Source organism: Streptomyces sp. NPDC006925, assembly GCF_042869575.1.
In the GTDB taxonomy this organism is placed as follows: Bacteria; Actinomycetota; Actinomycetes; order Streptomycetales; family Streptomycetaceae; genus Streptomyces.
The window spans coordinates 1-1,774 of the sequence record NZ_JBIAGB010000053.1 but is presented as its reverse complement, the minus strand read 5'-3'; the positions used below and the strand labels follow the sequence as shown (position 1 = coordinate 1,774).

The 1,774-nt window shown below is 67.4% G+C and carries 2 protein-coding genes; one reads left to right on the top strand and one right to left on the bottom strand.

Features of this window, described 5'->3' with window-relative positions; translation table 11 throughout:
• Positions 1 to 1,262, bottom strand: a 1,262-nt coding sequence (locus tag ACFYNS_RS31835) for an RNA-guided endonuclease InsQ/TnpB family protein (RefSeq protein WP_388606377.1), incomplete at its 3' end; no start/stop codon positions are given.
• 23 nt (positions 1,263 to 1,285) lie between these two features.
• On the opposite strand from ACFYNS_RS31835, the gene tnpA reads away from it, so the two are divergent.
• Complete coding sequence (gene tnpA, locus ACFYNS_RS31830) at positions 1,286 to 1,702, top strand: IS200/IS605 family transposase (protein WP_388606376.1); 417 nt, start codon at positions 1,286 to 1,288, stop codon at positions 1,700 to 1,702.
• The last annotated feature ends 72 nt before the right edge of the window (positions 1,703 to 1,774 follow it).

Here is a 1,774-nt window from a genome sequence, read left to right as displayed (position 1 = left end):
TTGACTTCCTCCCGGCCCTGAAGGACCGGGATTCCCATCTGCTCCCACACCGGCTTGTGATCGGGTGCGGGTCGCTCTGGGTGGGTTCCTGCTTCACGGCGCGGTACCGGAACACGTTCCGGTCTTACCTGCGCTCCACAGGCTGTTGCCGCCAGTCCGGCGGCCTTGGCGACGTTGACCGCCGCGTTGATGTCTCGGTCGAGGACGGCCCCGCATGCCCCGCACGTCCACACACGGACGTGCAGGGGCTTGGGGCCGTCCTGGACGCCGCACTGCGAGCACACCTGGGAGGTCGGCTCGAACCGGCCGATGCGCACGAGGGTGCGGCCGTAGCGTGCGGCCTTGTACTCCAGCATGTTCACGAACGTCGACCATCCGGCGTCGTGCACGGACTTGGCCAGGCGCGTGCGGGCGAGGCCCTTCACCGCCAGGTCTTCCACAGCGACCGCTTGGTTCTCGCGGATCAGCCGGGTGGAGAGCTGGTGGTGGAACTCGCGGCGCGCGTCGGCCACCCGCGCGTGAGCGCGGGCGACCTTCACCCTGGCCTTGCCCCGGTTCGCGGAGCCCTTCTCCTTGCGGGAGAGGCGGCGCTGCTCCCGCTTGAGTTTCTTCTCCGCGCGGCGCAGGAACCGCGGGGAGTCGATTTTCGTGCCGTCGGACAGGATCGCGAAATGCGTGAGACCGAGGTCGATACCGACCTGGCCGTCCGTCTCGGGGAGCGGGGTTTCGTCGCCGGTTTCGACGACGAAGCTCGCGAAGTAGCGGCCCGCCGCGTCTTTGGTGACGGTGACGGACTTCGGGGTGGACGGCAGGCGCCGCGACCACTTGACCTTCAGTTCGCCGACCTTTGCGACGTACAGCTTCCCGTTGTCCCGCAGGGCGAAGCCGTTCGCGGTGAGCCGGATCGACTGCCGGTTGTCCTTGCGGGACTTGAACCGGGGCGGCGCGACCCTGGCGCCCGTCCGCTTGCCGGTGACCGAGCTGAAGAAGTTCCGGTACGCGGTGTGCAGATCGCGGAGCGACTGCACGAGCACGACCGAGGACACCTCGCCGAGCCATTCCCTCTCCGGGGTGCGCTTGGCCTCAGTGATGACCTGCTTTTGGAGGTCGGTGTCCTTGATGTACGGCAGCTCCGCCCGGTGGGCTTCCTGACGGGCACGAAGCCCGTCGTTGAAGACCACGCGGGCGCAGCCGAACGCCCTCGCCAACGCCACTCGCTGACCGGCGCTCGGGTACACGCGGAAGTTGTACCGAAGCTGCACGACTCCAATCTACCGTTCGGTCTATGGCTCAGAACGACGATTACAGGCGCGGCAGGCACGTGGTTTCAGCGATGCATGTGCACTTGGTCTTCGTAACGAAATATCGGCGCGGGGTCCTCGACGACGAGATGCTGCCTGTCTGCGAAGCCACGATGCGGAAGGTCTGCGAGGACTTCGAGGCCGAGCTGAAGGAGTTCAACGGTGAGGACGACCACGTTCACCTACTCGTGAACCACCCGCCCAAGGTGGCCGTGTCCGCGCTGGTGAACAGCCTCAAGGGGGTGTCCGCCCGTATCCTGCGCCGCGACTTCACCGGCCGCGTGAACCGCGCCATCATGCACGGCCACCTCTGGTCGCCGTCCTACTTCGCCGCCTCGTGCGGCGGCGCTCCACTGACGGTGGTGCGGCAGTACATCGAGCAGCAGCGCCGACCTGCGTAGCTTCGCGCTGCGGCCCGACTCCGGGCTAACCCCGCCCCGAAGGACGGGGCCTGCGCCCTTTACCTCCGGTCA

Excerpts from the sequence above, each read along its gene's own strand:
- tnpA (WP_388606376.1), top strand. The coding sequence starts at position 1,286 with ATGGCTCAGAACGACGATTACAGGCGCGGCAGGCACGTGGTTTCAGCG.